21 protein-coding genes and 1 pseudogene are annotated in these 20,575 nt (G+C 68.3%); 10 read left to right on the plus strand and 12 right to left on the minus strand.

Annotation, left to right across the window (positions count from 1 at the left end; genetic code table 11):
* The first annotated feature begins 6 nt into the window (after positions 1-6).
* On the plus strand, positions 7-1,554 hold the full coding sequence (locus U5771_RS25235; protein ID WP_322026483.1) for an FGGY-family carbohydrate kinase: 1,548 nt from the start codon (positions 7-9) through the stop codon (positions 1,552-1,554).
* Positions 1,551-2,309, plus strand: a complete 759-nt coding sequence (locus U5771_RS25240; protein ID WP_322026484.1) for an SDR family oxidoreductase — start codon at positions 1,551-1,553, stop codon at positions 2,307-2,309. The genes U5771_RS25235 and U5771_RS25240 overlap by 4 nt, the downstream gene beginning before the upstream one ends.
* 433 nt (positions 2,310-2,742) lie before the next feature.
* Here U5771_RS25240 and U5771_RS25245 read toward each other — a convergent pair whose 3' ends face one another.
* The 5 genes and pseudogenes from U5771_RS25245 to U5771_RS25265 all read right to left on the minus strand — a co-directional run bounded on the left by U5771_RS25245 (position 2,743) and on the right by U5771_RS25265 (position 7,638).
* Positions 2,743-3,327, minus strand: a complete 585-nt coding sequence (locus U5771_RS25245; RefSeq protein ID WP_322026485.1) for a nucleotidyltransferase family protein — start codon at positions 3,325-3,327, stop codon at positions 2,743-2,745.
* 361 nt (positions 3,328-3,688) lie between these two features.
* Positions 3,689-3,922: pseudogene (locus tag U5771_RS25250) on the minus strand (type II toxin-antitoxin system Phd/YefM family antitoxin); the annotation flags it as partial.
* A 33-nt stretch (positions 3,923-3,955) separates the two neighbouring features.
* A complete protein-coding gene (locus U5771_RS25255; RefSeq protein ID WP_322026486.1) occupies positions 3,956-4,639 on the minus strand; it encodes a Fe2+-dependent dioxygenase in 684 nt (227 codons plus the stop codon).
* Positions 4,636-5,391 (minus strand): tetratricopeptide repeat protein, encoded by a 756-nt coding sequence (locus U5771_RS25260; RefSeq protein ID WP_322026487.1) that lies wholly within the window; start codon positions 5,389-5,391, stop codon positions 4,636-4,638. The genes U5771_RS25255 and U5771_RS25260 overlap by 4 nt, the downstream gene beginning before the upstream one ends.
* Before the next feature lie 3 nt (positions 5,392-5,394).
* Positions 5,395-7,638: a TonB-dependent siderophore receptor gene (locus U5771_RS25265; protein ID WP_322026488.1), complete on the minus strand. Its 2,244-nt coding sequence runs from the start codon at positions 7,636-7,638 to the stop codon at positions 5,395-5,397.
* A 322-nt stretch (positions 7,639-7,960) separates the two neighbouring features.
* Here U5771_RS25265 and U5771_RS25270 point away from each other — a divergent pair, with 322 nt between their 5' ends.
* Both U5771_RS25270 and U5771_RS25275 read left to right on the plus strand, forming a co-directional pair.
* A complete protein-coding gene (locus U5771_RS25270; RefSeq protein WP_322026511.1) occupies positions 7,961-8,200 on the plus strand; it encodes a FitA-like ribbon-helix-helix domain-containing protein in 240 nt (79 codons plus the stop codon).
* Positions 8,197-8,616: a type II toxin-antitoxin system VapC family toxin gene (locus U5771_RS25275; RefSeq protein ID WP_322026489.1), complete on the plus strand. Its 420-nt coding sequence runs from the start codon at positions 8,197-8,199 to the stop codon at positions 8,614-8,616. The genes U5771_RS25270 and U5771_RS25275 overlap by 4 nt, the downstream gene beginning before the upstream one ends.
* Positions 8,617-8,763: 147 nt before the next feature.
* Here the strand turns inward: U5771_RS25275 and U5771_RS25280 are convergent, their stop codons facing one another.
* A complete protein-coding gene (locus U5771_RS25280) occupies positions 8,764-10,059 on the minus strand; it encodes an aspartate carbamoyltransferase (protein ID WP_322026490.1) in 1,296 nt (431 codons plus the stop codon).
* A 234-nt stretch (positions 10,060-10,293) separates the two neighbouring features.
* On the opposite strand from U5771_RS25280, the gene U5771_RS25285 reads away from it, so the two are divergent.
* Positions 10,294-10,428 (plus strand): entericidin A/B family lipoprotein, encoded by a 135-nt coding sequence (locus U5771_RS25285; protein WP_059449563.1) that lies wholly within the window; start codon positions 10,294-10,296, stop codon positions 10,426-10,428.
* Positions 10,429-10,523: 95 nt separating this feature from the next.
* Here U5771_RS25285 and U5771_RS25290 read toward each other — a convergent pair whose 3' ends face one another.
* The 3 genes from U5771_RS25290 to U5771_RS25300 form a co-directional block, all read right to left on the minus strand.
* Positions 10,524-11,072 carry a permease gene (locus tag U5771_RS25290; RefSeq protein ID WP_322026491.1) on the minus strand — a complete coding sequence of 183 codons (549 nt, stop codon included), beginning with the start codon at positions 11,070-11,072 and terminating at the stop codon, positions 10,524-10,526.
* Between the two features lie 143 nt (positions 11,073-11,215).
* Positions 11,216-12,175, minus strand: coding sequence for a DMT family transporter (locus U5771_RS25295; RefSeq protein WP_322026492.1), 960 nt, complete (start codon positions 12,173-12,175; stop codon positions 11,216-11,218).
* A gap of 188 nt (positions 12,176-12,363) precedes the next feature.
* Complete coding sequence (locus U5771_RS25300; RefSeq protein WP_322026493.1) at positions 12,364-13,158, minus strand: AraC family transcriptional regulator; 795 nt, start codon at positions 13,156-13,158, stop codon at positions 12,364-12,366.
* Positions 13,159-13,328: 170 nt separating this feature from the next.
* On the opposite strand from U5771_RS25300, the gene U5771_RS25305 reads away from it, so the two are divergent.
* Positions 13,329-14,162, plus strand: coding sequence for a molybdenum cofactor biosynthesis F family protein (locus tag U5771_RS25305; protein WP_322026494.1), 834 nt, complete (start codon positions 13,329-13,331; stop codon positions 14,160-14,162).
* Positions 14,159-14,968 carry an SDR family oxidoreductase gene (locus U5771_RS25310; RefSeq protein ID WP_322026495.1) on the plus strand — a complete coding sequence of 270 codons (810 nt, stop codon included), beginning with the start codon at positions 14,159-14,161 and terminating at the stop codon, positions 14,966-14,968. Before U5771_RS25305 ends, U5771_RS25310 begins: the two co-directional genes overlap by 4 nt.
* Positions 14,969-15,040: 72 nt before the next feature.
* On the opposite strand, the gene U5771_RS25315 is transcribed toward U5771_RS25310, so the two are convergent.
* Entirely contained in the window at positions 15,041-15,718 is a 678-nt protein-coding gene (locus U5771_RS25315; RefSeq protein ID WP_322026496.1) for a dihydrodipicolinate reductase, read from the minus strand.
* 355 nt (positions 15,719-16,073) lie between these two features.
* On the opposite strand from U5771_RS25315, the gene U5771_RS25320 reads away from it, so the two are divergent.
* Positions 16,074-16,787, plus strand: a complete 714-nt coding sequence (locus U5771_RS25320) for an SDR family NAD(P)-dependent oxidoreductase (protein WP_322026497.1) — start codon at positions 16,074-16,076, stop codon at positions 16,785-16,787.
* Between the two features lie 33 nt (positions 16,788-16,820).
* Here U5771_RS25320 and U5771_RS25325 read toward each other — a convergent pair whose 3' ends face one another.
* A complete protein-coding gene (locus U5771_RS25325) occupies positions 16,821-17,231 on the minus strand; it encodes a RidA family protein (RefSeq protein ID WP_322026498.1) in 411 nt (136 codons plus the stop codon).
* Between the two features lie 88 nt (positions 17,232-17,319).
* On the opposite strand from U5771_RS25325, the gene U5771_RS25330 reads away from it, so the two are divergent.
* Positions 17,320-17,529 (plus strand): oxidoreductase-like domain-containing protein, encoded by a 210-nt coding sequence (locus U5771_RS25330; protein WP_415859431.1) that lies wholly within the window; start codon positions 17,320-17,322, stop codon positions 17,527-17,529.
* 69 nt (positions 17,530-17,598) lie between these two features.
* Here U5771_RS25330 and U5771_RS25335 read toward each other — a convergent pair whose 3' ends face one another.
* On the minus strand, positions 17,599-19,059 hold the full coding sequence (locus U5771_RS25335; protein ID WP_322026499.1) for an MFS transporter: 1,461 nt from the start codon (positions 19,057-19,059) through the stop codon (positions 17,599-17,601).
* A gap of 161 nt (positions 19,060-19,220) precedes the next feature.
* Between U5771_RS25335 and U5771_RS25340 the strand changes: the two genes are divergently transcribed.
* Complete coding sequence (locus tag U5771_RS25340; RefSeq protein WP_322026500.1) at positions 19,221-20,093, plus strand: LysR family transcriptional regulator; 873 nt, start codon at positions 19,221-19,223, stop codon at positions 20,091-20,093.
* Positions 20,094-20,575 lie beyond the last annotated feature (482 nt).

Genomic DNA, 20,575 nt, shown 5'->3' on the forward strand with positions numbered 1-20,575 from the left:
GACATCATGGAATACGTCATAGGCGTCGACATCGGCACGCAGAGCACCAAGGCGCTGCTCGTCGACCGGCACGGCACGATCGTCGCGCGCCGCTCGGCCGGCTACCAGCCCGACACGCCGCGCCCGCTGTGGGCCGAGCAGTGGCCGCAGGTGTGGTTCGACGCGGTGCTCGACTGCATCGCCGGTTGCGTGAGCGACGCGCGCGCGCACGGCGTGCCGGCCGACGCGATCCGCGCCGTGTGCGTGAGCAGCCTGTACGGCGGCTCCGGCATTCCGGTCGACCGCGACATGCGGCCGCTCCATCCGTGCCTGATCTGGATGGACCGGCGCGCGACCGCGGAAGTCGACTGGGTGAACCGGAACGTGAACGTCGAGCGGCTGCGCGTGATCACGGGCAACGGCGTCGACAGCTACTACGGATTCACCAAGATGCTGTGGCTGCGCGAGCAGCGTCCGGACGTGTGGGCGAACGTGCGCTATTTCCTGCCGCCGAACGCGTACGTGATCTATCTGCTGACCGGCGAAGTCGCGGTCGACCACAGTTCGGCCGGCAACATCGGCGGCGTGTACGACGTCGCGCGCCGCGAGTGGTCCGACGATGCGCTCGACATGCTCGGCATCCCGGCGACGATGATGCCCGAGCGGCTCGTCGAATCGACCGATGTCGTCGGCGGGCTGCTGTCGCAATGGACGGAACAGCTTGGCCTGCCGGCCGGCACGCCGGTCGTCGCGGGCGGCGTGGATGCGGCCGTCGCGACCTTCGCGGCCGGCGCGACGCGCACCGGCCAGCACGTCGCGATGATCGGCACCAGCATGTGCTGGGGCTACGTGAGCCGGCACGTCGATGCGCGGCACGGGCTCGTCAGCATGCCGCACGTGTTCGACGGGCAGCGCGACCTGTACGTGTTCGGCGGCGCGATCACGGCCGGCGCGTCGGTCGCGTGGTTTCGCGACCAGTTCTGTCATGCGGAGATCGATGCGGCGCGACTGCTGCCGCACGGCGATCCGCACGTGCTGCTCGAGGAAGCGGCCGAAAGCGTGCCGCCCGGCGCGGACGGCGTGCTGTTCCTGCCGTACCTGATGGGCGAACGCAGCCCGGTGTGGGACGCGAAGGCGAGCGGCGCATTCATTGGACTGAGCCTGGCACATACGCGCGCGCACCTGTATCGCGCGGTGCTCGAAGGCGTCGCGTTCGCGCTGCGGCACAACATCGAGGCCGGCCGGCGCGGCGCGGCGGCGCTGGACGACCGGTTGATCGTCGTCGGCGGCGCCGCGCATTCGGCGCTGTGGATGCAGATCATCGCGGACGTGACGGGGTTTCCGGTCTGGACGATCGAGCAGGACGTCGAAGCCGCGATGGGTGCCGCGCTGCTCGCGGGCGTCGGCGCGGGGCTGGTGTCGCACGACGACGCGCAGGGCGGCTGGGCCACGCTCGTCGAACGCGCGCGACCCGATGCGGGGCGCGCGAAGGCGTATGCGGCGCGCTTCGCGCTTTATACGGCGCTGTATCCCGCGCTCAGGCCGATCATGCACGAACTGCGCACGTCGTCATGAGGACCCGATTCGATTTCGGCGGCTCAAGGGTGCTCGTCACCGGTGCGTCGAGCGGGATCGGGCGCGCTTGCGCGGTTGCGCTGGCGCATGCCGGCGCGCGGGTCGTCGCGGCGGGGCGCGACGCGGCCGCGCTCGCGTTGCTGGCCGGCGAGATCGCATGCGAAACCTTGCACATCGATATCGGCGGCGACGAACACGCGATCGATGCCGCGCTCGCCGGGCACGACGCGTTCGACGGGCTCGTCAATTGCGCGGGGATCGCGTCGCTCGAACCCGCGCTCGAGGTCAGCGCGACGCATTTCGATCGCGTGATGGCCGTCAATGCGCGCGGCGCGGCGCTCGTGGCGCGGGCCGTCGCGCGGAAGATGATCGAACGCGACGGTCGGGGCGCGGCACGTGCGCGGGGCAGCATCGTCAACGTATCGAGCCAGGCCGCGCTCGTCGGCTTGCCCGCGCATCTGAGCTATTGCGCATCGAAGGCGGCGCTCGACGCGGTGACGCGGGTGCTGTGCATCGAACTCGGCGCGCACGGGATTCGCGTGAACAGCGTGAACCCGACCGTCACGCTCACGCCGATGGCGCAGTTCGCATGGCGCGAGCCGGAGAAGCGCGCGCCGATGCTCGCGGCGATTCCGCTCGGGCGCTTCGCGGAGCCGGACGAGGTGGCCGAGCCGATCCTGTTCCTGCTCAGCGACGCGGCGTCGATGATCAGCGGGGTGTCGCTGGCCATCGACGGCGGGTATACGGCGCGGTAAGGGGCGCTGGCGGAGATACCGGCACGGCAGGCGGCTGCCGTTTGTCGGGGCGAGTGCCGGAGCAGGGCCGATGGCGCGGGCGGATGCGGCTAAACAGGATCCTTGCTCGGCGGTCCGTTGGGCTGCTGCGGGTTGTCGTGAGGATGCCCCGGCGGCGGTGGCGACAGCGGATCGTCTTCCGGATCGCGGTTCGGGTCGGCCGGGGGCTCGGGCATCGGGGTCGTGTGGTCCATGGGGAACTCGCGCAATGCGTGACGGCGGTGGCGCGGCGGGCGCGTCTCGTCTCCGTTATAGGCAATCGGGCGGGGGTTTGCAGCGGGATTCTCGCGGCGGCATGCGGATTGCCGGCGATATGCGCACCTCTGCAGATATCGCGCGGGATCGCACGGCGACAGGCGTCCGTCATGTGCGGCGCGGCCGGCGCGCGTCGATGTCAGCGTAGATCGGCGGGCGTATCGACGTCGCGCAGGATGCCGGGATCGTCGACCTCGAGCAGGTTCACCGGCGCGTTGGCGAACAGCGCGCGGGCGCCCGTATCGCCGTCGAGCGCGGCCAGCGCATCGTAGTGGTGCGCGGCGAAGCCGACCGGATGGCCGCGGACGCCGCGGTGCACGGGGGCGACGATCGATGCGTCGTCGGCGTCGAGGGCGCGTGTGACCGCTTCGTAGGTGGACGCCGCGATCCACGGCATGTCGCCGAGCGCGACCAGCCAGCCGGTCGCTTCCGGCGTGGTGCGGACACCGGCTGCCAGGCTTGCACCCATGCCGCGCATCGCGTCGGGCGCATAGACGACCTGGCAGCCGGCTTCGTTCAGCAAGATCGCGAGTTTTTCGGCGCCGGGGCGCACGACGGCGATCACCTCGGCCGTGGCCGCCGCCAGGTGACGGGCGGCCGCGACCGCAACCGGCGTGCCGTCGGGAAGCCGCGCGAGCAGCTTGCTGTGCAGACCGCTGGGGTCGAAGCGTTGACCGAGACCGCCGGCGAGCAGGACGCCGGTGGTGAGTGACGCATAGGACATCGGCGCGGGGGGAGGGAGGCAGGTGGCCCGATTGTGCGGGAGCGGGCGGGGATCGGCAAGTGCGGATGTTACCGACGCGGGGGTGGTGTCGTCGGAAAGAATGTCAGCGGACGCGTTCGTCGAGCATGGTTTGCTCGACGGGGCCGTATATGGAGTGCGATTCTCGTTGCGCCACGGTGCAATGGCGCTCGCTGAACGACTACTGCTGCCGTTCCGACGGGTAATGAGTGAGGGCGGTGCCGGTGAGTGCGGTGCACCGCGCGTGGTCGGTCGTGGGCGATTTGATTGGATGAATCGCCGATACGCAGTGGGCCGATGGCCTATGTGCTTCGGGTTGGCCCATGCGTATCGAGCATGATCGCCGCGACACCTCGCAGTCATCGTCCGCAATTGGATCGAGAGACGTGTCGTAACGCTTGACCGAGTCGCGCAATATGTCCGATGGCCGGGTGTCGCGCGCCTGATTCGGCCGAATTTCCGGCGTCGGCTTGCCGTGGTCGGTCACGATGCGGTCTTCGCCCGACGTATCGACGAGCCGGACGTATTCGAGTGCGCGAACCTCGAATTCGGATGCCGAAACGGGAGTGTGTGACATCGTGATTTCCGGACGGGCGGGGGGTGACCCACTCTATGCATCCGCCCACTTCCTCAACAGGTTGTGATAAATCCCCGTCAATGAAATGACCAGCGGATCCTTCGCGCCTTTTTCCGCCGACAACGCCTGAATCTGCGTATCGAGCTGAAACAGCAGCGTGCGGTCGCCGTCGTCGCGCACCATGCTCTGGATCCAGAAGAACGACGCGACGCGCTCCCCGCGCGTAACAGGCGTGACGTGATGCAGGCTCGACGCCGGATACAGCACGAGATCGCCCGCCGGCAGCTTCGCGCGATGCACGCCGTACGTATCTTCCACGCACAGCTCGCCGCCGTCGTACGCGTCCGGTTCCTCGAGAAACAACGTCGCCGACAGGTCGCTGCGCACGCGAAAATCCGTGCCGCGCAGCAGCCGGATTGCATTGTCGACATGCGTGCCGAACGTCTCGCCGCCTTCATAGCGATTGAACAGCGGCGGAAACACCTTCAACGGCAGCGCCGCCGAAAAGAACAGTGCATGCCGCGCCAGCGCATCCTGGATCGCATCGCCGACCGCGCGCGCGACCGGCGAACCTTCCGGCAACTGCCGGTTGCGTTTCGCGAGCGCCGACTGCGCGCCGGACGTCGCGTTGCCGTCGACCCAGTCGGCGGCATCCAGCATCTCGCGGCATTGCGCGACCTGCGCCTTGGTCAGCACGCCGGGGATATGAAGCATCATGATTCGAATTCCATGCCCTGAGACGGCAACTGCAGCGCCGCCGCGCGCAATGCAGCGAGCGGCGACGAGGCAAGATACGCGCGCATCTTCGCGACGAACGCGGGGGTAGCGGTGGCCGGCACGCGTGCGAGCCAGACGAGGGCTTCGTCGATACGCCCGCGATCGGCGAGCAGCCGCGCATAGTTGAACTGGCCGCGGAAATCGCCGGCCTCGGCGGCGCGACGATAGTGGTCGAACGCGGCGTCGGCATCGACGGCCACGACCCAGCCGTCCTCGTAGAAGCCGCCGATCAGGTTGATCGATTTCGCATGGCCGAGCGCGGCTGCGCGTCGGAACCAGTCGAGCGCGGCGGCGCGATCCTCGTCGACGCCGTTGCCGAGCGCGAGCGCCGTCGCGTAGTTGTACATGCCCCAGTCGAGCCCGGCCTGCGCGGCGAGCCGGTACCAGTACACGGCCACCTGAGCGCACGCGGCCGTCCCCCAACCGAACTCGTAGCAGCGGCCGAGCATGTTCATCGCCATCGGGTGGCCGGCCCGCGCCGCATGCCGGAACCAGCCGCATGCGGCGGCCGGATCGCGCGCGACGCCGTGCCCGTCGAGCAGGTACTGCCCGTAGACGGCCTGCGCGTCGACGATGCCGTTATCGGCGGCCGCCGCGACCCACGCGGCGGCGCGCTCGGGCGGCCCGGCCAGGATGTCGGCGAACGCGCGCGGCGACACCGACGCGAGCGCCTTCAGCGAGACGGCCTCCATCGATCAGTAGCGCGCGTTCAGCGTGACGAACGCGGAACGGCCCGGTGCGATCGACGCGTAGTGTGCCGGATACGCCTGATCGAAGTACGTGCGGTTGAACAGGTTGTTCACGTTCAGCTGCAGGTCGAGCTTCTTGTTGATCCGGTACTGCGCCATCGCATCGAAGCGCCAGTACGACGGCACCGCACGCAGGTTCGCAGGATCGCCGAACACTTCCGACATGTAGAACGCGCCGCCGCCGACGGTGAACTTCGGCGTGACGTCGTAGTTCGACCACATCGTCAGGCTGTGCTTCGGCGTGTTCGGGAACCGGTTGCCGTTGTTCGCGGCATCCTTGCCGTTGTCGCGCAGCGCGCTCTTCATGTACGTATAGCCGCCGAATACCTGCCACTGCTTCGTGATCTGCCCCGCGACACCGAGCTCGAGACCCTGCACGCGCTTGTTGCCGACCATCGCGTACTGGTTGTTCGGCAGCGTCACGCGCGCATTCGTCGTGTCGATCTGGAACAGTGCGGCGGTCAGCGACAGCTTGTCGTTCAGCACGTTCCACTTCGTGCCGAGCTCGATGCTGCGGTTCTTCTCGGGGGCCATCTGATCGGCGTTCGGGCCGACGCCGCCGCGGCCCGGCGTGAGCGACTGCGTTTCGCTGCCTTCGCCGAGCAGCATGCCGGCCGGCGTCGACGACGTCGCATACGACGCGTAGATGCTGCCGTTCTGCGCGGGCTTGAACACGAGGCCGGCTTGCCAGTTGAAGAGCGTGTCGTCGCGCGTGGTGGTCTTGCCGCCGTTCGCCTGGGTGTCGGTGAAGCGGGTCGAGTAGTCGTCGACGCGCACGCCGGCGTTCACCTGCCAATGCGGCGTGAGCTCGATCGTGTCGAAACCGTAGATCGACTTGGTCGTGGTGCGCGCATGCGCATAGTCGTTGTTGCGCGTGACGGAACCGGCCCACGGATCGTTCGGATTCGGCGACCACAGGCTCGTGCAGTTGTAGCCGGACGGCGCGCCGATGCCTTTCTGGCAGATCGTGCCCTTGTCGGTCGCGACCGTGTACGAATCGCGCTTGCCCCATTCGCGCGACAGCTCGATGCCGGTCGTGAAGCTGTGCTTGAACGGGCCGGTACGGAATTCGCCGAACAGTTCGGTCAGGTTCGCGAGGCTGTTGATCGAGCTGTTGCGGTTGTTGTTGCGGCGCCAGACCTTGCCGTTGACCACGTTGCCCTGGCTGTCGTCGGGCTGCGTCCAGATGTAGTCCTGCGTCGATTCCGTGTAGCGCGTGGTGTTGCGCACCGTCAGATTCGGCGTGATGTCGTGCTCGATCTTGATCGTGCTGATGTCCGACGTGGTCTTGCGGAAGTCGCGGTCGATCAGGCCGTAGAAGTTGTGGCGGTCGACGGGCGCCGGGTAGATCGTGCCGACGTTCGCGGGCTTGTTCGACGTCGTGTAGAAGTACGGAATGCCGCCGTCGGGCATGTCGTCGGTCGACAGGTGGTAGTAGCTCGCGGTCACGCGCGTCGGCGTGCCGAGGCCGAACGCGATCGACGGCGCGACGCCCCAGCGCTCGTTGTTGACGACGTCGCGGCCGGCGACGTCGTTGTTGTGGCTCATCAGGTTCAGGCGGAACGCCGCGTGATCGGCGAACTGCCAGTTGCCGTCGGCCGTGAAGCGGCGATAGCGGTCGGTGCCGAAACCCGCGCTCGCGGCGGCCGACGTGCCGAGGTGCGGCGCCTTCGTGATCAGGTTGATGCTGCCGCCCGCGCCGCCGCGGCCGCCGTACGCGCCGTCGGAGCCCTTGGTGATCTCGACGCGCTCGGTGTTGAAGATCTCGCGCGTGGTCGCGCCCGTGTCGCGCATCCCGTCGACGAACATGCTGCCCTGGGTGTCGTAGCCGCGGATGAACGGACGATCGCCGAGCGGGTTGCCGCCTTCGCCGGCGCCGAACGTGATGCCGGGCACGGTGCGCAGCGCTTCGGTCAACGTTGCCGCACCGCTGTTCTGGATCAGCTCCTGCGGGATCACGGTCACCGACTTCGGCGTGTCGACGAGCGGCGCGGTGAATTTCGTGGATGCGGAAAAGTCGGCCTTGTAGCTGTGCTCGGCCTTGCCCTGGACCTCGATCGGCGCGAGATGGCCTTCGGTGCTGACCGGGGCGGGCGGCGGCGTGCCGTCGGCGAACGCAGGGCTCGCGGCGAGCACGCTGCACAGGGTGGTGAATTTGCCGAGCTTCTGCTCTTCAGGACGGGACTTCATGGTGCGCTTCGACCTCGCAGTGTGGCCCCGGGAACGACGCACTACGGAAATGTGCATGCCGCCGGGAATTATTACAGTTTGTTTTCAGCCGGCATTCTATGTAATTTCTTGTTAAATGAGAAGCGTTCTTGTTCGCATTTCATCTGGAAATGTTGACGAATGTTGCAGAGGGCTTGAAGGCTTGCGGGGCGGGGGAATATGGCCGAATGGCCGAGTGTGAAGGGCTTGGCAGGCGGGCTACAGTGGTTGCGTCTTCATTCGTTCCAAGTGACAGCATGGTGATAAAATGACTGCATTGAAAGCAAACGTGGTGAGGCGCATCATGCCCGTGATCACTGTCCGAAATTTGCCAGACGAGGTGCATCGCGCGCTTCGAATCCGTGCGGCGCAACATGGCCGCAGTACCGAAGCCGAGGTGCGCGACATCCTCGAGCAGGCCGTTCGGCCCGGCGGGCGGCCCAAGCTGGGAACGCTGCTGGCCGACATCGGGCGAGCGGCCGGCGGCATCGATTTCGAGGTTCCGCGCGACCGGTCGCCAACCGATCCGATGAGCTTCGAATGATCCTGGTCGATACCAACGTCATTTCCGAGCCGCTGCGGCGCGAGCCGAGCGTGGCCGTGATCGAATGGCTCGACGCGCAGAACGTCGAGACGCTGTTCCTTGCCGCGATCAGTCTTGCCGAAATGCGATTCGGCGTGGCCGCCTTGCCGGAAGGTCGAAGGCGGGACTGGCTGCACCAAAGCATCGAACAGCGTGTCGTGCCGCTGTTTCGCGGCCGGATCCTGCCGTTCGACGATGAGGCGAGTAAAGCGTATGCAAGCCTTCGTTCGAAGGCTCGTGCTGCCGGCAACGCGATGGCGTCTGCCGATGGCTTTATCGCCGCGACTGCCGCGGCGAACGGCTTGATCGTGGCCACGCGCGATGTCGCGCCGTTCGAGGCGGCGGGCCTGCGCGTGATCGACCCGTGGGCCCGCTAACGCCCGGCCGGCTGCTCCCGCATCTCCCGCATCTCCCGCGTCGAAAATGAAAACGCGCCGTGCAAGACGGCGCGTTGTGCGTGGCTTCGGCGCGCGGCCCTTGACCTGAGGCAATCTCAAGTCCAGCCGCGCGACACCGGATGCGGGTCAATCGATCCCGTGAAACACCGCATCCTCCGGCCCGAGGTACGCCGGCGGGCGCCACGTCGCGTCGCGCATCGAATGCTGGACGAGATTCTCGACGCCGAGCAGCACCGCGAAGATCGCCATGCGCACCGGAATGCCGTTGTCGGTCTGCCGGAAGATCGCGAGGCGCGGATCGCGGTTCAGGTCGACCGACAGGTCGTTCGCACCGGGCCGGCTGTCGCGCGGCAGCGGGTGCATGATCAGCGTGTCGGTCTTGCAGACGGAGTCGACGAGCGCCTGGTTGATCTGGAAATCCGGCGTATAGCCCTCGAACGACTCGTCGGTGAAGCGCTCCTTCTGGATCCGCGTCGCATAGACGACGTCCGCGCCGCGCAGGCCGGCCGCGAGGTCGTTCGTCTGCTCGATCACGTGGCCGTTCGTCGCGATCTGGTCGATGATGTACGCGGGCATTTCGAGCGTCGGCGGCGACACGAGCGTGAACTTCAGCCCGCGGTACAGCGCGAGCAGCTTGACGAGCGAGTGCACGGTGCGGCCGTATTTCAGGTCGCCGACGAGCGCGATATGCGCGCCGTCGACGATCTTGCCGAGCCGCGAGAACTCGCGCTGGATCGTATAGAGATCCAGCAGGGCCTGGCTCGGGTGCTCGCCCGGGCCGTCGCCGCCGTTGATCACCGGCAGGTTGGTCGCGCGCGCGAATTCGGCAACCGAGCCTTTCTCCGGGTGGCGGATCACGAGCGCGTCGACGTAGCCGGCCATCACGCGGCTCGTGTCGTAGATCGATTCGCCCTTGGCCATCGACGAGAACGTGAAGCCGGTCGTGTCGCACACCGAGCCGCCGAGCCGGCAGAAGGCCGCGCCGAACGACACGCGGGTGCGCGTGCTGGCCTCGAAGAACAGGTTGCCGAGCACCGCGCCTTCGAGCACGCGCGAGATCTTGTGGCGGCGCGCGATCGGCTGCATCACGTCGGCGACGCGGAACAGCGCCTCGACCGAATCCCGCGAGAACTGGTCCACGGAAATCAGCTGCGGCTTGCCTTCGAACAGGAATTGCTTCGCGAGCCCCTGTTTGTCTACGCTTTGCGTATAGTCTCCACCATCCGGCGCCGAGCGTTCGACGATTTCCGACACGAAGCGCTCGACGATCTCGGGCATCCCGCGCGATTCCTGCGAGTCGTCGGGCAACAGCCACGTGTCCAGCGCACGGCGGCTTACGCCGATGCGGTTCGCGAACGCTTCGCGGGTCATGTTGAGGCGGCGCATCGCGTCGCGCAGGAAGGCTTGCTGGGGAACGGTCATCGGCGGCACCTGATGAGAAATATACGCGGTGCGTATATTAGTTCGCGGGTGGCCGAAGTCAAGGAAAATCTGCTCGAAGCGTCTGTATAGCCTGCGTGACACCGGCTCGGTCAACACTGGCGCGCGGCGGTTGTCTCCGTATAATCAGGTCAGGCCCCGTGTCCTGCGCGCCGCAGGGCGCCACGCCGCATACGATTCGCCCGGTCGGGCATGTTGACTCGAAGGAGAATGAGCATGACGCGTACGATTGCTGCAGTGCTGCTGGTGGTGACCGCCGCGCTCGCGGGTTGCAATACCGTTGCAGGCATGGGACAGGACATTTCGAAGGGTGGCCAGGCAATCAGCGATACGGCTGAGAAGGCCAAGTAAGCCGCCGGGTTCCGGAATGCAGAAGGCGCCGGGCCGTCCCGCGATTGCGGGGCGGCCCGGCGCCTTTTTCATGGTGCGCGGTGAAGGTGGCGGCGTCAGGCGCTTTCCACGAACGCGTAACGGCCTTCGACCTTGCGCGGCGTGAACCAGCCGAAGTCGGGGAACAGCCGGTTGCGGACGAACCATACGTAGCCGACCAGGATGACCGTCACCGCGAGCGTCGGCAGCGCGGCCGACGGATCGCGGCCGAGATCGGCGATGGTCTTCGGGAGTTGCAGCAGCGACAGAATGATGAACGCGTGATACGCGCCGACGCGATGGGTCGCGAAGCCCCAGATGAACAGCAGCGACAGCGGCACCGTCAGTGCGAGGAACAGCACCGCGGCAACCATGCTGAGTCCGTCCACCAGGAGGAGATAGGCGAGCGCGAGGCTGATCGCCAACTGCGCGATGCCGAGCGCGATCAGGACCCGGGTATGCACCTTGTTCTTCCTGCACAGCGCGGGATCGGGGCGCGACGCGATCAGGCGCGCGAGCACGCGATCCTTGAGGCCCTGTCCGGCCAGCGCGGCCAGCACGTCGGCTTTCCTCGTGCCCGCGGACAGCAGCGCCGCGATTCTTGTCTTGGCTTCCTTCTTGTTCATGGCGATGCGAATTATTGTTCGGTGGTTGTCGAATGGCCCGGCCACGCGAATATTGCATCTTGCACGACAGTGCGCAACGATTTTGCCGCGTGCGGACACATTCCTACAGTCGTCGCTCACGCCGATCACGCAGCTCACGCCGCTCAATCGATGACGGTCAATGTGGGTGCCGCCGGTTGCACTGGCGACCTCGACCGTGCGTCCGTTTCGCGTGATGGCGTTTCGCGCCGCCGCGTCGCCCCCACCAGCATCCCCGCGACGACCAGCGCGATACCGAGCAGTCGCGTGCCGCCGAGCGTCTCGCCGAACAGCGCGACCGCGAACAGCACGGCCGAGACCGGCGCGACCGCCGTGAACAGCGCGGCTTCGGTGCCGCTCGTGCGCGCCGAACCGGCATACCAGCACAGATAGCCGAGCACGGTCGGCACCAGTGCGTAGTACGCGATCGCCGACACCGCGCCGACGTTCCAGCCGGTCGCCAGCGCGTGCCATTCGAACGCGGCCGGCACCAGCGCGAGCACGAAGCCGAGGCCCGACATCGCCGTCGACAGCGCGAGCGGCGGCAACGGCGCCGACAGCCGCCGGTTGAGCAGGATGAACACGGCCTCGCATGCGACGGCGGCCAGCACCAGCGCGTCGCCGGCGAGCGTCCGGAGCGACGGCATGGCGTGGCCGGGCGCGAACGTGACGAACAGCACGCCGGCGGTGGCAAGCGCGGCCGCGCCCCAGTCGCGCGGCGTCTGCCGCTCGCGCAGCACGACCGCCGCGATCAGTGTCGACATCGCCGGCAGCGTGCCGAGCATCACGCCGGCATCGACGGGCGACGACAGCTTCGTTCCGCTGATCAGCAGCACCGTATAGCCGACACCGCCCGCCGCGGCCTGGACGACCAGCAGCACGGCGTCGCGTGCCGAGATGCGCGGCCATCGCATCCGTTGCACACGCATCAGTGCGAACAGCAACGGGGTTGCGATCAGGAAGCGCAGCGCGGTGGCCGCGAACGGCGGCAGGCCGTCGGCCGCGAGCCGGCTCGCGATGACGGTGCTGCCGACGCCCGCCATCGCGGCGGCAAGATAGAGATAGCCGATCAGTCGTGTTTTCATGCGCCGCATCATCGCGTGCGGCGGTGTGCGCGTCTTGAACGAAATTGCAGCGGCGTCGGTGAGCGGAGCGGCACGGCGTGATGTGTTTCAGGATGACCGGTCACGCCGCCATCCAGAGCCGTTGCCGCCGAACGGAAACGATCGACATCGTCGCGCAGCTGGCGGCCGCGCCGGGACCGCGAAGCCCGTCAGCCCGCCTGCGTGAATCGTCCCGGCGTGATCCCGAACTGGCGCGCGAACGCGCGTGTCAGGTGGCTCTGGTCGGCAAAGCCGGCTTCGGCCGCGGCATCCGCGATCGGCCGGCCGCTCGCGAGCAGGGCGCGCGCCAGCCGCGTGCGCGACTGCACCAGATACGCGTGCGGCGTGATGCCGAGTTCGCGCGCGAACCCGCGCAGCAGCTGGAAGCGGCTCACGCCGCTCAGGCCGGCGAGTTCGGCCAGCGAGACGGGGGCGGCGGGCGCCGCATCGAGCCGCTCGCGGGCCACGCGGATCGCCGGCGCGACGCCTGTGGCCGGCCGCGCGCGGTTCGAATGCCGCGCGAGCAACCCGGCGACCAGCGTCACGAGCGCCTCGTCGCGGGCGAGCGGCGGCGCCTCTCCTGCGACGATCCGTGCATGCAACCGGCCGAACGCGGCCGCGAGCCGTGCGTCGCGCACGGCCGGATGCGCGAGCTCGACACCGCCGAGGCCTTCTTCCGCCGCGACGCCCGCGACCAGCGCGGGTGCGAGGTACAGCATCCGCCAGCGCCGGCCCGTGCCCGTCTCGATCGGCATGCCGTCGTGCATCTCGCCCGGATTGACCATGATCGCGTCGCCGGCCAGCGCGTCGACCTGCCCGCGACCGCTCCAGGACCGGTGCGCGCCGCTGACGATCACGCCGACCCCGAATTCGTCGTGCGCGTGCCGCGGAAACGTGCGGTCGGACTCGAGGCTGATCGCCTCGATGCCTTCATCGGTCCGACGGTAATGGGTGACACGGTGCATGGGCGCTCCTCGCGCCGGCAGCGGCGCGGATCACGTGCACTGTAGCGCGTTCCGGCGCCGCGCGCCCTTCATCCTTTTGGCCGATACCGCGCGGCGCGCGCAGCCCGCACCATGTGCACATGAGCAGCGTACACGGCCCGCCGGGCCTGAAGCTGCGCAGGAGACGGCAGGTGGAACGACAGGATCCGGTATTCATCCAGGTTGGCGCGCTCGCGGACGGCTTCGCGCCGGACGCGAACATCCTCGCGCCCGTGAACGCGCTCGTCGGGCGGTCGGTGGCCCTCGGCGACGCAGCGGGCGCATGGCGCGTCTATACGTTCGAGGCGGGCGCGCTGCAATGGCGCGACGCGGCGACCGACACGGGCGGCCGTGCGCCGTGCCGGGTCACGCGGCTGCGCGACGACCTGTACTTCGTCGACTACATCGATCCGGTGGCGCGCGCGACGTCGGTCAGCCTCGTGATCGACGTCGGCAACGGCGTGTGGACGTCGGTGATCGGCACGCTGCCGACCGAAGTCGATACGCACATCGACGCGTTCACGAGGGTCGCGCGCGGGCTGCCGCTGACGGGCGTCGACGCGGCATTCCGGCACGGCGCGCTCGGCGGCCATGCGCAGCCGGGCCCGCTGCACGGGCCCACGCGCGAACTGATCGGCAAGCGGACGATGTACCGCTACAGCCCGACCGAATGCTACGAGCACATCTACCTGAACGAGAACTTCTACGCATGGCAGTGCCTGCAGGGCGTCGAAGGCGGGCTGGCGGACGTGGATCGCTGCCATTACTTCAGGATTGCAGAGCAACTGTATCTGTTCGTGTGGCGCGAGAAGGTGGTGCCGACGCTCGGCGTCGTGCTGATCGACCTCGCGCAACGCAAGACCGACGGCAAGATCTTCGGCTATCAGGGCGGCGATTTCGGCACGCTGTCGAACTTCCCGATCGGCGCGCATGCGCAGGTGCTGAACGAAACCGTGCATCCGCTCGGTGGCGGGGCGCAGCAATGAACGCCGTGCCGGGCAGCGGCCGTCTGCGCGCGGATTTCAGCGGACGCGTCGTGCTCGTCACGGGCGCCGCGCAGGGGATCGGCGCGGCAATCGCGCGCCGTTTCGCGGAATCCGATGCGTTCGTCGCGCTCGCGGATCTCAACGGCGATGCCGCTGCCGGGCAGGCGGACGCACTCGCCAGCGCGGGTGGTGATGCGCGCGCGTATCGTGTCGACGCCGCGAGCCGCGACGAACTCGGCGCGCTCGTCGCGGCGGTCGAGCGCGACGGCGGCCGGCTCGACGTCGTCGTTCACAATGCCGCGTACTTCCCGCTGACTCCGTTTGCGCAGATCGACGAGCCGATGCTCGAGCGCACGCTGGCGGTCAACCTGTCGGCGCTGTTCTGGCTCGCACAGGCCGCGCTGCCGGCATTCGAGCGTGCGGGAGCGGGGCGGCTGCTCGTGACGTCGTCGGTGACCGGGCCGCGCGTCGTCTATCCGGGGCTCGCGCATTACGCGGCGTCGAAGGCCGGCGTGAACGGCTTCATCCGCGCGGCGGCGCTCGAACTCGCGTGCCGCAACGTGACGGTCAACGGCGTCGAGCCGGGGATGATCCGCACGCCGGCGGCCGGCAATCTCGGCGATGCGGCGGTCGCCGCGCAGATTGCGCGCGACATTCCGCTCGCGCGGCTGGGCGAGCCAGAGGACATCGCGAACGCGATGCTGTTTCTCGCGTCGGCCGATGCGGCGTACATCACCGGTCAGACGATCGTCGTCGACGGCGGCGCGACGTTGCCGGAGAGCGGGGCCGTGCTGGGCGACGGGTGAGAGCCGCGTGCGCGATCGCGGCCGTCGAATGCACGGGCGGGGCGTCGTCGCCCGACCCGCGCACCGTCGCGCCTACAGCCAGCCGTTGTGAATGAACTCCACGATCGAGTATCGGCGAGGTTCGAGTTCGTGCTGCCGGACGGCCTCGACGATTCGCGACACGCCATCCGCGTAAGGCGACGCGCCGTACACGCGCGATTCGAACTGCAGGCTGCATGCGCCGTCCTCGATGCGGATCCGGTGGAACGCATGGCGGCCGAGCTGATCGTCGGGAATCTGCAGGGCGTCGCGCTGTTCGCCGGGGTCGCGCACGGAGCGGATGTCCTGGGCCGGAACGCCGAGCGACTGACCGATACCGACCGCGGTGCCGGGCACGGACGTCTTGCTGGCCTGGTGCGATTCCGTCACGCTGATGTGGCAGTCGCGAAACAGATGGCCGCTGGTTTCCAGCATGCTCATGAACTTGAGCATCAGGATGTTCGTATTCGGACAGAGCACGACGGGGAAGGCATGCGATCCGGCTTCGAGCTCGGAGCCGGTGGACAGTTCGACGAGCGGCGAGCCCGTTGCGCGGCAGAATTCGATCGCGGCAGGCAGCTCGCGACCGGATCCGGCGTGCACGACGATCGAACGCGTCTGGTCGCGCGCGTGGTCCGACCAGGCCATCACGCGACAGATTGCCGGATCGAGCCGGTGCGAGCCGAGCAGTTCGGTTGCCAGCTTGCCGGTGCCAACGACGAGTACTTGCATGGGATGGGCGGGTTGAGGTTCGGGTTTGGGGAGACGGAAACGGCGCGGGCCGTTCAAGGGCACGGCGCGCTCACGGGGCACCGCGCGGCGCACCGTGAGCGCGCATTATGCACGGTCGTCCGCCGCCCACCGCTCGCTGTCCACCATCCACCATCCACCGTCATGCGCGGTGTGCGCCTTCACGGCTGCGGATCAATCGAGCGACCGCGTCGGTGGTGACGCGTTTGTTGCCGTGCGCACGGAAGCGTGAACGGCGCTACGCTGTCGAAACGCCGGCCAGGCACGTCCGTGTCGCGGCCCGCATCGCCCCGAACCGCGTATCATCCAATCCCCCTCGACCCAGGAGAGCACATCGATGGAACACGACCTGAAAGGCAAGGCAGTCGCGATCACCGGCGGATTCGGCCATCTCGGCGTCGCCACGGCCGCCTGGCTCGGCCAGCGCGGCGCGGGCGTCGCGCTGATCGGCCGCGGCGCGGCGCCGGATGCGCAGGCGTTGCCCGGCGTGCCGGCCGACGCGCTGCGCATCGGCGGCATCGATCTCGTCGATCCGCAGGCGGCTGCGCGTGCGCTTGAAACCGTGAATCGCGAATTCGGCCGGGTCGACGCGCTGCTGAACATCGCAGGCGCGTTCGTGTGGCAGACGATCGCCGACGGCGACGCGGCCACGTGGGACCGCATGTACGAACTGAACGTGAAGACGGCGCTGAATGCGTCGAAGGCCGCGCTGCCGTATCTGGTGGCGAGCCCGGCCGGCCGCATCGTCAACATCGGCGCGGGCGCGGCGTTCAAGGCCGGCGCCGGGATGGGCGCGTATGCGGCCGCGAAGGCGGGCGTCGCGCGGCTCACCGAGGCGCTGGCGGCGGAACTGCTCGATCGCGGCGTGACCGTGAACGCGCTGCTGCCGAGCATCATCGACACGCCGCCGAACCGTGCGGACATGCCCGATGCGGATTTCACGCGCTGGGTCCGGCCCGAACAACTCGCGGCGACGATCGGGTTCCTGCTGTCGGCCGACGCGCAGGCGATCACCGGCGCATCGATTCCGGTGAGCGGTCGCGTAGCGTAGCGGGGGGGCCGGCTATCGCACTCGAGTACGACGTCAGGGCATGCGAAAGCGCGCACGCGGAATTTCCGCGATCGCCGCGATTTCGATCAGCAGATCAGGACGGTAGAGACGCTCGACCTGGACGGTCGTCGTCACGGGATAGGGTTCGGCGAAGAACGTCTTGCGGATGTCGCCGGCCTGCATGAACGCGTCGATGTCGGTCGCGTAGTGAACCAGCGAGATCACGTCCTGCATCTGCCCGCCCAGCGCGGCGAGCACGTCGCGAATGTTGTCGAGCGTTTGCCGGACCTGTGCGCGCATGTCGCCGGCACCGACGACGTGCCCGTCCCGGTCGAGTGCGACCTGCCCCTTCAGATGAACGATCCGGCCGTCGCCCTGGATCACGGCCATCGAGAAGGCGCCGAACGGCGCCCAGAGGTCCGGCGGATTCACTGCTTCGGCCATGGCGCGACTCCGGTCTGTCGGGTGTGGATGCGCGGCTGCGTGCCTGCATGCCGCTGACCGTCACCTTATACTGGGCGTTCGACATCATGTGACTGAAGCCGTGACCAAGCCCGCCTCCGTGGATACGCTCGCCGACGATCCGCGTCCGACCCCGCCCGAACAACCCGAACTGGAAGACTGCTGCAACAGCGGCTGCTCGCCGTGCGTGTTCGACCTGTACGACGAAGCGCTCGCGCGCTATCGCGTCGAACTGGCCGAATGGGAAGCGCGGTACGCGCAACGCAAGTATCACCCGTGAGTCCGATGCCGGCAGGCCGCCGCGCATGCGCCGATTCGCTGCCGGCGAGGTGTGCCCGGGCCGGCGTCGTCACGCGGTGGCCCGCACCCGCCGATGCATCGGCCCCAACGCGGCCGACAACGCGACGCATACCAGCAGCACGGCCGCCAGCGCCCACATCGCCGTCCTGAACCCCTGCACGTAGTCGAGCGCACCCGGCTGCGCGCCGAGTCGCGCGAAGAACAGCCCGCCCAGCGTCGCGGCGCCGACGGCCGCGCCGATCTGCAGCATCGCGGTGACCATGCCGGATGTGACCCCGGCGCGCGCCGCGTCGACTTCCGCGAGCACGATGCGCACGATCGACGGCAGCACGAGGCCTTGCCCGATGCCGATCGCCACGATACCCGCATGGAAGCCCGGGCCGGGCGCGTGTTCGCCGGCCAGTGCGGCGGCGGTCGCGACGCCAGTCGCGAGCATCGCGAAGCCGAGCGTGAGCACGCGATAGCCGCCGAACCGCTCGACGAGGTGCGGCATCAGCAGCGGGCTCGCGAGGAAGCCGATGCCGAGCGGCAGGATCGCCAGCCCCGACGCGAGCGGCGACCAGTTCAGGCAGCCCTGCAGATAGATGCCGTAGCTCAGGAAGAACGCACTCAGCATGTAGAACAGGAACGCGAGCGTGAGCCCGAGCGCGACGACCGGGTTGCGCAGCAGGCGCACGTCGAGCAGCGGATCGCGGCCGCCGGCGAGCCGGCGCGCTTCGACCGCCAGCAGCGCGCCGAGCATCGGCAGCGCACCGACGACGCACGCGATCATCCACAGCGGCCAGCCCGCCTCGCGCCCGTGCGTGAGCGGATAGACCAGCATCAGCAGGAACAGCGACAGCAGCACCGTGCCGGGCACGTCGATGCGCTGGCCGCGCGGCGGCCGGCTTTCCGGGATGAAGCGCCAGCTGCCGAGCAGCGCGAGGATGCCGATCGGCACATTGACGAGGAAGATCGCGCGCCAGCCGAGCCCGAACGGATGCAGGCTGATCAGTGCGCCGCCGCCGAGCTGGCCGATCACGGCCGCGAGGCCGAACACGAAACCGTAGAAGCCCATCACGCGCACCTGCTCCTGCGGGCTGAACACGCTGCGGATCGTCGCGAGCACCTGCGGCGCGAGGATCGCGGCGAACAGGCCCTGCAGCACGCGGCCGCCGACCAGCACCGCGCCGCTGCCGGCGAGCCCGCACAGCGCCGACGCGACGACGAAGCCGGCCATCCCGATCATGAACATCCGCCTGCGGCCGTACAGGTCGCCGAGACGCCCGCCGGTGATCTGCACGACCGCGTTCGCGCACGCGTAGGCCGACACGACGAGCTGCAGCTCGGCCGGCCGCGCGCCGATGCCGTCGCGAATGGCCGGCAGCGCGAGATTCACGATGAAGTAGTCGAGCGGCGGCAGAATGGCGCCGACCAGCAGGACCACCAGCGCCCAGCCGTGATGGCTGCGCGGCGGTGCCGCGGCGGCCGCGCCGGCCGGCACGCAGGGGGCAAGGGTGTTGTCGGTCATGAACGAAGGTCTGGAAGAATGAGGGCCGCAACGCATGCCGAATCCAGTCGAAACGGGCTTCAGGCCGGCCGTTGAACCGATATTCTGCGGATCGCCGATGAATCGGAAAAGCGGGAATTGGTGGTAGCATCCATCGGGTTATTCGATGGATGGAGGGGGCGATGCGCGGTTTCGACCTGGATCAATTACGCACGTTCGCGGCGGTGGCGGATGCGGGCAGCCTTACGGCGGCCGCGCCGCTGCTGCATCTGTCACAGTCGACGGTCAGCGAGCAGGTGCGCAAGCTCGAGTCGCGCGCCGGCGTGCCGCTGTTCGTGCGCAGTAAGCGCGGCGTCGAGCCGACGCCGGCCGGCGCGCGCCTGCTGCAGCATGCGCGGCGCATCGTGGCGCTGAACGAGGCCGCGTTCGACGAAGTGCGCGGGCAGGCGATCAAGGGCGAGCTGCGCGTCGCGATCACCGACTACTACCGGACGCATGAAGTCGCGGGTCTGCTCGCGCGGTTGCGCGAGTGCTACCCGCAACTGAGCCTGCACGTGAGCGCGATGAAGAGCGCGGAGATCGAAGCTGCCCATGCGCGCGGGCAGATCGATCTCGGCGTCGTGATGAACCTGTCGAGCGGCCCGTTCCGGCCCGCGTCGGCCGATACGCGCTGGGTGCTGCGGCGCGAGCCGCTGTCGTGGGTCGCGTCGCCCGCGCTCGCCGAGCAGTTGCCCGAGCCGTTGCCGCTCGTGTTGCTGCCGGACGACTGCATGATGCATCAGATCGCGGTGCGCTCGCTCGACGCGCAGCACGCGCCGTACGTGCTCGTGCACAGCGCGTCGGGCGTCGCGGGGCTGCAGTCGATGCTGGCGGCGGGGCTCGGCGTCGGCTGCCTGTGCACGTCGGCGATTGGCGAGGGGCTCGTGCGGCTCGGCGCGAAATATCGGCTGCCGGCGCTGCCCGACGCGGTGTTTTCGCTGACGCCGCCAATGCCGGGTGAACGCGAGACGGTCACGCAAGCGCGCGAGGTGCTGTCGCGGCAGTTGCTGATGTGAAGCGGCTTCGAGCCGGGTGACGGTTCAGGCTTGCCGGTCTGAAATGCGTAAGCCCGCACGTTTGGTTCGGCGGGCCGGACATCTGCCGCACGCTTTCTTCTCAATGCGCGAGGCGGTGGCAGGGGCGGGTGGCCGGCCGGATTGGGCTTCAACTGCAGTCTGCCACCCGCGTCATCGTGTCTACTCACTCGTATCTGCCTCACTGGATTGACGGGCTACGCCTGAATACAGGGAGGCGAAGTCCGACCCAAGGTCACGATTCACCGGCGATGATTGCCGAATAAAAAGATATGAGGTTGCCGAATTAGATTAATCGCTCGAATGCGGCACTGATCCACTCCAACACTTGAATCGACTGCATGTGACGTACGTCGGGCGCATCGACGCAACGGCCTGCACTGTCATTGGCTGCGACCTGATCGAAGTCGATCTATTGGAGGCTGCGATCTCGGTCGCATCATGTTGTCGAGCAGTGCAGGTCC

Source organism: Burkholderia sp. BCC1977, assembly GCF_905339595.1.
Lineage (GTDB): Bacteria > Pseudomonadota > Gammaproteobacteria > Burkholderiales > Burkholderiaceae > Burkholderia.